This window comes from Alkalimonas mucilaginosa, from assembly GCF_036327005.1.
In the GTDB taxonomy this organism is placed as follows: Bacteria; Pseudomonadota; Gammaproteobacteria; order Enterobacterales; family Alteromonadaceae; genus Alkalimonas; species Alkalimonas mucilaginosa.
Window position 1 is genome coordinate 1 of sequence record NZ_JAUGZK010000026.1, and the last position, 8,650, is coordinate 8,650.

Below are 8,650 nucleotides of genomic sequence, written 5' to 3' on the forward strand. Positions count from 1 at the left end.
AACGCCCTTCAAGGGCGTTTTTTTTTGCTTGATAAGCTACTTATAGTCTGTAGACGCATAATCTTCATTTCAGCAATATTCCAATCATGAACAATTACTTACCAGAAGAATCTGCTTTTCTTGTCGCTTTCGGTTATCGACTAAGAACGATCAGATTACAGAGAAATCTCTCACAAGAGGAACTGGCGGATCTTTGTGGTCTCCATCGTACCTATATTGGTTCAATTGAACGAGGCGAGAGAAACATATCAATTCTAAATATCTCAAGGCTTGCAAAAGCTCTTGGCTGTAATTTATCCACACTTATGGAAGGTTGAATACTTGGATACTATTAAAGAGTACATGGATGCTAGGGATTTGTTGATTGCTGATGGTGGTGTTTCTTTAATCGAGTTGGAGGAACAAACAACGCATACTCTGAGCAAATTGCTGCTAAATAATGCGGTCAAAATAAAGCAGGATTTTGATAAAACGTCTGATTTGAATAGTTATTGGGAAAGGTATGCACCTATTCAGCGAGGCCATAAACCAAGGGGAGAGGCTTTCCCTTGGGGTGAAGTTGGTGAGAAAGTGATCGAAGGTTACTTGTATTCTCAAATAGCCTCCTACTTTGATGATGTAAGATTTGTCGGTGCTCCTTACGGCCACGACATAAGATTTACGTGTAGAAACGCGTTCATTCATATAGACGCAAAATCTACTGGTCCAAACGATAATCCTAATGAAGTTGTTAGCAGTCCAAACCAAGTTACTGGTAATGGGATGATTGAGGAAGGTAGTAAGCTTGTATATAACGACTTAGTAAATATGACAGGGCCTAAGATGACCAGGCAATTTAGGCCCGAACTACCACCCTTTTATATAATAGATGGAAAAGTCCTTCCGACTTTAACTTTCTACATAAAAATTGTATATGAAGTTCATTCGCTTGGCCAACAGCCATTAAAGTGTCTTGAACTTATATCAGTTCCGAATGGACTAATTCTATTTGACGGTCCGAATTTGTCTCAACGTATACCAGGATTACTGACACCCGGTAAAGATGAGGTTCATGTTGAAAGAAAGAGGACAAGAATAAAACTTGATCCATTGGCAAAGTTTCAAAGCTGGCGTTGTCAAAAGATAGATTACTCTTCTGACGGACAGCCTGTTTTGAAACCAAGGATGTAGTATTTTTAAAGGAGAGGAATCGTATACTGATTGAGTTCCTCTTCTATTCTAGTTCTAGCCAGATCTATGTATTTTTGTTCTCTTTCAAAGCCGATATAGTTACGCTTGTTTTTAATTGCTGCTAGAGCTGTAGTTCCACTTCCCATAAATGGATCAAGAACTGTATCTCCCTCATCTGTCAGAAGTCTTATTACCCTATCAGCTAATGCAATTGGGAACTGAGCTTCGTGATCTCTATTTGATCTAACAGATCTAATATTCCACACACCTCGACTGCCCCACTCTGACCACTCTGAGGGGGCTAATCTGTTTCTATCAATCACGGTTTCGCCTGGTTTCCAGAAAAAATATAAATGTTCAAACTCACTTACCGCTCTATAAGAACTTGAGTGCCATTGGGAGTTTTGCCAAGTTGGATCTTTCACCCAAACCCTTCTGTCATATAAATAAAGGCCACACTCATATGCATATCTCTCTAAATAATGACCGGTTAAATGTACTCTTGTTTGAAGAGAGTATTTTCCTCCTCGAATATTATTGCCGTTCAATCTTCGATCTACAGTTTGTTCACTACAACCCAAGATCGCTGCTAACTGCCTTCTGTTGTAGTCAGGGTACATTTTTTTAGCAGCCAGAACATCCTCTTTAGTGACACCACTCCTTAGTTTAGATTTATTTGGAGCTTGTACCTTCGGCATTTGCGGATCGGCAAATGCGAGGATGTCATCAATATTAATTACCAGAAAACCACCCTTAGTTAATGCGCTGAAGTGGCCTTGAATCGTGGTCTTTAGTAGCTCTTGCCAGTCATCGAAAGTTTCATTTTTTTCGTATTGTTTTCCGACAAAATATGGTGGAGACCAAAAACTTAGAGCTATAGACTCTGGTTCAAGCAGATGAATCAGCTTTTTAGTATCACCTTGATGGAGTTGATTAATTGGCAGGTAGTTGTCTACAGAATTTAGTGCAATCGCGCTCATGATGACCATAGTATTCATTAGTGGCTTTATGTGCTTTTATACAGTAGTTTTTTTGCCAATTCAACAAGACGTTGGAAAAATTTGATTTAAGAATGGTGATATGTGTATGAAGTAGCTGGCATTTAAGATGTCTGAAAAAAGAGGATTTTCATATAAAACAGCAGCTTACTATTTAAAGAGTAAAGGGTGTGCAGTATTACTAAAAAGCAGCTCGTTAAATAGGAGCTGCTTGACGGTAAAATGTTGTCTTTCGCATAAAAATACTCTAAGTATAGAGTGACGCGTTTCTTGATATCTACGCGGCTAATGCTTCTAGTGTGCCAGACCAGTGTTGAATTAAAACTGTTGGAACTTGTATGACATATCGAAACCTACCATGCTTATAACGATATAGCCTGTATTCTCGAATTGATTTTGTATAACTTCGATTTGCAAAATCAACCACAGGCTCGAAAACTACTCCAAGGTAATAATTTTCGTTATCGATCACTATTACCATATCAGTAAGTACCATTGTCTTTTCATTTAACATTTTATACATTTTTACGCCCTCCATTAACAATGGCAGGGATGGGCAGTATAAAGCTATCAGTGCTATTACTTTGATTTATTACGTAATTTAATACAGGTGCTGCACAATCTAAAGTTACATGAAAATCCAACTCTAGTTTTTCTAACCATTCATTTATTTTTTTAGGCTTTAAACCGCTGTTTAAGCATTCATAAATAAATTGATATACCCACTCTTTATTAAGTAACTGATTGCAAGCAAATACCTTATCTTTATCTTTATTAAAGGGTACACCCAAGAACATTTTTATTGCAGACGCAGATTCTCTAAATAAATCTATACTTTTTATGAATTCTTCCAGAAGTCGATCTTGTTCGGGTTTTGGCAAGACATTACGAATGCGCACAACCAAGTTGACTATCGAAAATAATTCATTAAATTCTTGATTTTTATATTCTTTTTTCATATTAAATTCTCCTTTTGAAAATGGCTAACGATTCAACACATGTTGTATCTGGTGAAAAAAATGGGTAAGCCCAAAGATTTCATAATGCCAAGGAGAATTTTTGTTAAGACAGGGAGAGCCTTACAACAGGTTTATTCCTTTGGTTTTTAGCTTTACCGGTTGTTTATTTCAATATCCGGACTTAAATATGTCTCTTAAGTTGCACCTATAGTAACAAAATGTTATAAGCTTTGTCAATATATTTTTCTTGACAAATTAAAAAAATTAAAATTTAGTTATTTTTTTCATTTTTCTTTTGAAGTGTTTTGACGGCTTGGTTGAGTTAAGTAATTGTATTTATTATTTTTTAGGGGTTATCCTGCGCTTTTTATAAACGTAGGATGATTTTTATAGCAAAAGTCATTAGCCAATTCTGAAAAGATAGACTTTGCTATTTTTGTGTAAATTTTTTTCTGCTTATTGCGTTAGAAATATTAGTGCTTTCTAATGACCCAAACCTGTTTTCAAGCTCGCAAGCTTTTTTAAATTCTCGCTCAAGAATATTATTAACCTCTAATTTAATCAGCTTATTTTCAGGGGATGGACAGGTGTCCAGTACCTCTAATACTTCAGCTGCTGCTTTAATTCTCACAAGCTCAGGTACTCTTTTTATAAGAGTATTCCACCAGTTGTTTAATGCTGCGCTTAACCTGAATACAAAATCTAAAAACTTTTTGGCTTCCTCTTCGTCCTTTCTGGCCTGATCTGCCTGATAGGTTAAAAAATGTGTTTCCAGTTCGATCTCTTTCAGTTTATCAGCGAAAGCTTGCTGCTGTTGCTGTAATAGTGCTAAATGCTGTTTTTCCTGCTGTGTTTTCTGTTCGGCTTGTTCTGCTATCGCCTCAGCTTTTTTTGCCGCGTCAATCGCCTTTTTAGCCTCTTTTTTAAGTTGTTCGGTTTGCTCTTTGGCGCGGTTGTAAAAACTAAACTTGCGTTGGTGCTTTGGTAAATCGGCCTGCTTTCTGATCTCGGTTCTGATTTTCTGACGTTCGTCCGTATTGGGTAAAAATGCCAATTTTAGATCCTGGCCTTTCAGGTGCTTGTTAGCGTGTTGGTAAAACAACTGCTGGATATATTCGCCTACACGCTGATTTTTATCTGTTGATAGTTGTTTATCAGTGCCTATTTCAGGCAGTTTGTAAAATCGGGCATATTTATCAGCTAATAGTCTGATTTGGTTAGGCAGGTCATATTTGCCGCTGCTCTGGTTATAACCATCAACAAAAATATGTACATGGTTGCCGGTTTGATCTTCTGCCAGTTTTTCATTGGCGTGATATACCGCGAACATAATGGCAAAGTCTGGCAAATACTTCTCATAAAAACTGCTGATAATTCCCAGCATTGTCTGGCTGTCCAATTCAACACCGTTATGCACTGGTATGGTAAAAATAGCTTCGTGCGCCAACACGGTGCTGTTTGCCTGCAGGTTTGTTTTGTTGTTTAACGCTATTCGCTGATTATGAGCTTTGGCGTACCTCGCAACCGTGTTGAGTTTTTGCTTTACTCGTTTAATCTCAGGATCTTGCTCAGCAAGGTCTCTGATCGCGTTAATCTGTTCTTCTGTTATCTCGGTCTTACTGTCGCTGATAATGCTGCTAAATGGTTCACCTAAACGCCTTAAACTATATTTCAGGTTTTGGGTATCCTGATCGGTTTTTTGCTTTTCTGTTGCAATGGCTTGAAGTTGATCAGGTGTGCCGCTTTCAATAGTATTTAAACGGTCGGTAATGCGTTTAATTTGTTTATCAGCATAGCACTGGCGGATCTGCTTATCAGGGCTAAAACGGGTTAGGCGTTTATTTTTACCGGACATTAGATAACACAGGTGCTGCAAATCGGGGTTGAACTGAGCAACAGTTTTTAGTTCTTGTTGCGAACACTGCAGGCTGTGCCTGATCGACTCTTCCAATTGGGCCAGTCCGTTTATGCGCCTTCGGTTGCTGCTGAATGGTTTTTTATAGGACGTTTTACGGTAATTGATAAACTTAAATAGGGCGGTTGTTTCTCTCATGATTGGTAATTTTTTTGGTTATTCGAAAGTAAGTAATGGCTTTCGTTTAACCAAAAGAATTAGACCCGCGGTAGCGCCATTTAAAGTGTCATAGGACTTTTGCGCAGCGAAAGTGCAAGGGCGCTTAATAAATGGTTATTGAAAATCATTACTTATGATTTACATCTAACATATTGAAATAAAATGTCAAACGCCGAAAATGTTTTGTGATTTTGTGATTTTGTGATTTTGTGATTTTGTGATTTTGTGATTTTGTGATTTTGTGATTTTGTGATTTGGGTTAGGTGATCTTAATTCTTTACTTTTTCACCGGCAAACCAAGCCCCAGCCATTTAAGACTAGATCCGGATTACTCGGTGCTTTTTCACCTTGGTCGATCTTGTTGCTGAACACATTCGACTGGACAAAACTTACAACCCTTGCAGCGGCTGCCTATCCTCCCTTTTGTCCGTGATCTCTTAATATTACCTCATTGCCGTACTGCCGCTTTTTTTTACCGTGATAGCGTTGTTTTCCCCTCTGTTCACTCATTTAGCCTTTGCTGATTTAATATCTGAAACCACCCTCGCGGGTGCCGCTTTGGATCGCCCTTGTAAGCGGCCTGACCATCTACAGCCCAAGACATCTTGATTCCAAACTGTAAATAACGCTTTAAGCATGTATATAAAAATACGTCATTAATTTACAGGTAACATATAAAAAACCATTTTCAATAGCTAAAATACAAATAATTTTCATTTAAAGATTGTATTGTCGCATTTTTAAAAAGGTAAAAATCATTAAAACAGGTCTGTCATAAGGCTTTGGTTTTGTAGCTGTTTGCTGAACTGGTCGTCAGAAAAAATATAATTAACGTCCTTATTGGCTATGGCATCGGCGTAGTAATCTTCGATCATTTGGACTGAGGTGCCGCAGTGCTGTGCGAGTAAAAATAAGTTTCTACCCTCTCTGATTTTATCGGTAATAAAGGTATGCCGCAGCATATACAAGGTAAAGTCAAACACACAATTGGTGTTATACCATTCTTTATACCTGTTCCTGTCTTCCTTTAAAATGCTGGTAAAGTCAGGAAAAAAACCAGGCTCCCTGCTGAAAACGTACTCTGTATCGAGGTGGTGTATATTTTTCTGGATTTTTGTCAGTTGTATGCAGCGGTAAGCTTTTTGGCAAATAATGATTTGGCGTGTTGAAGTTTTGCTTTTTCTAATGTTCATTACGAAGGCGTTAGTTTCTCCAATTTTCTGAGGGTGGACATCGTCAAACCGCAAATATCGGAGTTCTCCATACCTAGCGCCTGTTAGGAGTAGTAACTCCATAAAATGGTTCAGTAGCATAAAGTTGCTCCTGCCGAGCAAGTTTTTTGAGGTGGCTGATTTCTCGATAAATCTTTGCCGGAGCAATTTGATTTGCTCTTGTGTTGCTGGTGTGCGCTTGTTTTTCTCGCTGATTCTCGGTTCTGGCAGCTCCGGTTTAACCTCGATATACCCTAAATCAATACAATGGTTAAACAGCAATTTAAAAGCGCGGTTGTAGTTCCTGACCATTGTCTCTGACATTTCGCGGTTGTAAATCTCATAAAGTTCTTTTCGTTTCAATTTGTTAATGTCTAACGGTCCGAACAATTCTATGATTTTTAAGAGACTGCGCTTATTTTCCTTTAAGCCTCTCGCTTGACGCTGTTCTAAATGTTTGATTGTTTCGTTTACTGCCTTTTCAACCGTAACAAAACTGCGCGGGGCAAGATCGATCCGATTTTCACGAACCAGCTTTAACACCAGCATCTGCTCGTCCAGCATTTGTTTGGCTTTATCAAAATCAGTGGTTCTTGTGCTGACTTGTCGCCTTTTGCCATACTGATCGTAGTAGTCCATATACCATTTGGCTGAACCGGCCTGTTTGTACAGCCGCGCTTTTCCTGTGGGGTGCTGGTAGGTCATCTGTGATAGTTTATGTTATAGTTTTAAAAAACACTTATAACAGTATGTTTTTAATGGCGTAAAAATACAAGCGGTTAATTCAAAATCCACCGTTGGAAACAACGTGTCGGTTCGAGTCCGACCCTAGGCACCATTCATTTCAGTAGCTTGTCTTTATCTTACTACTTTCAGTTTCATCCCAAATGCTCTGCATATTGATAGCTTGCCATCACGCAGCCATAGTTGGTTGATAAAACCACACCCAGTACATCACTATCCTTTCCTCCGCAGGCTTGTTTGGGATTACGATTGGTCATCGGGGCTCTATGTACCAATAATTACCCTTTAATTTATTTTGATATGCCCCTAAAATTTATTAAGTAATCGCTAGGCTTGAAAATATGCACCTGCCAACCTGCAGCTGTGGAACAACCAAAACCATTAATTACCGAACGTTAAGCCGATGATTAAACCAATACCGGTTGCTGTTTTTAAAGCATTCTCCTTACTGCCAGTGTTTTTTAGTGCAGCTTTGTGTTTGCCAAAAGCTGATGCCGCAGAAACGCTGCCGGCAAGCACCCCACCCACAGCAGTGCCTTTTCCTGCGATGGGGAGTTGTGCAAAGGTGGCGTTTCACAACCCAAGCTCACCCAAATGGGGGCTACCGCTCTATTTATGCCATTACAGCGCTGCAGACTTTAATGCGCTAAAAGCCCAGCCTGTGCTGGATAAAAGCTGGCTACCGAACAAAGAAAGTTATCAGGGCTTAGCGGATAATTTATTGGATTCTCGCTTGCCGTCTATCGCTTTAGCGCATGGGCAGCGCTGGTACAGAATGTTATCAGCAGCTGAAAATTCCAGTTCAGCGGTGGTGCAGTTAACCGAGTTAATTTCGCCTTATCTGGGCTGTGAGCTTCAGCTTACCGATACAGGTTTTACCGACCCTTGCCTGGGGGCTAACTGGGACAAGCTGGGGCGTTTGCTTGCGCCAGTATCGGATTTACCCAACCAGTCACTGCGCCAATTTCCGTTTCGATTGTATGATAACCTGGTGGTGTTAGGTGAAGCCGATGCCACGCTAAATTGGCAGTTAGATTCCTTTGCTCCGGATTTACAAGATGCCACAGTGCCGCTATTAGAGCGTATCGGTAAAGGCCTGTTTTGGGGCCAGCTGGACGAAGTAACAGTGCTATGGCCTTCGCTAATAGCCAAAGGCCCGTTAACCAAGCGTGATCAAGTGGAGCTTTTTATTATGGCCATCGCCAAAGAACAAACGGCCGCAGTGCTTTTTTTAGCCGCACAGGGACTAAACCCGCAAGCCACCAATGAATATGGCGACAGTGCGTTAAGCATTGCTAAAATGCTCGAAAACGAGGTGATGGTGCAATTGCTTAGCGAGCTTGGAGCCAGTTTCGATAGCCAGGCACAATAACAGGCGCTGTTACAAGCGAAGCAATGAGTTTCGTCGAATACGTGATAACTTTATCCAAAATCCTGAGTAAGAATTTTGCTGCTGATGTTTTGGCCCTTCGAAACAGAGCACTAACGTGCTCT

General features: G+C 39.8%; 8 protein-coding genes and 1 tRNA gene. 4 read left to right on the forward strand and 5 right to left on the reverse strand.

Features of this window, described 5'->3' with window-relative positions:
* Window positions 1–86 precede the first annotated feature (86 nt).
* On the forward strand, window positions 87–317 hold the full coding sequence (locus tag QWF21_RS17805; protein WP_330089388.1) for a helix-turn-helix domain-containing protein: 231 nt from the start codon (window positions 87–89) through the stop codon (window positions 315–317).
* 4 nt (window positions 318–321) lie between these two features.
* Window positions 322–1,170, forward strand: a complete 849-nt coding sequence (locus QWF21_RS17810) for a BglI family type II restriction endonuclease (RefSeq protein ID WP_330089389.1) — start codon at window positions 322–324, stop codon at window positions 1,168–1,170.
* A gap of 5 nt (window positions 1,171–1,175) precedes the next feature.
* On the opposite strand, the gene QWF21_RS17815 is transcribed toward QWF21_RS17810, so the two are convergent.
* The 4 genes from QWF21_RS17815 to QWF21_RS17830 all read right to left on the reverse strand — a co-directional run bounded on the left by QWF21_RS17815 (window position 1,176) and on the right by QWF21_RS17830 (window position 7,117).
* Complete coding sequence (locus QWF21_RS17815; protein ID WP_407935314.1) at window positions 1,176–2,159, reverse strand: DNA-methyltransferase; 984 nt, start codon at window positions 2,157–2,159, stop codon at window positions 1,176–1,178.
* A 524-nt stretch (window positions 2,160–2,683) separates the two neighbouring features.
* Entirely contained in the window at window positions 2,684–3,127 is a 444-nt protein-coding gene (locus QWF21_RS17820; protein WP_330089391.1) for a hypothetical protein, read from the reverse strand.
* Between the two features lie 430 nt (window positions 3,128–3,557).
* Window positions 3,558–5,180 (reverse strand): hypothetical protein, encoded by a 1,623-nt coding sequence (locus QWF21_RS17825; RefSeq protein ID WP_330089392.1) that lies wholly within the window; start codon window positions 5,178–5,180, stop codon window positions 3,558–3,560.
* A gap of 779 nt (window positions 5,181–5,959) precedes the next feature.
* A complete protein-coding gene (locus QWF21_RS17830) occupies window positions 5,960–7,117 on the reverse strand; it encodes a tyrosine-type recombinase/integrase (RefSeq protein ID WP_330089393.1) in 1,158 nt (385 codons plus the stop codon).
* 42 nt (window positions 7,118–7,159) lie between these two features.
* Here QWF21_RS17830 and QWF21_RS17835 point away from each other — a divergent pair.
* Window positions 7,160–7,250 (forward strand) — tRNA-OTHER (locus tag QWF21_RS17835).
* Between the two features lie 40 nt (window positions 7,251–7,290).
* On the opposite strand, the gene QWF21_RS17840 is transcribed toward QWF21_RS17835, so the two are convergent.
* Window positions 7,291–7,413, reverse strand: coding sequence for a hypothetical protein (locus QWF21_RS17840; protein ID WP_330089394.1), 123 nt, complete (start codon window positions 7,411–7,413; stop codon window positions 7,291–7,293).
* A gap of 146 nt (window positions 7,414–7,559) precedes the next feature.
* Between QWF21_RS17840 and QWF21_RS17845 the strand changes: the two genes are divergently transcribed.
* Entirely contained in the window at window positions 7,560–8,528 is a 969-nt protein-coding gene (locus tag QWF21_RS17845) for a hypothetical protein (protein WP_330089395.1), read from the forward strand.
* Window positions 8,529–8,650: the final 122 nt, after the last annotated feature.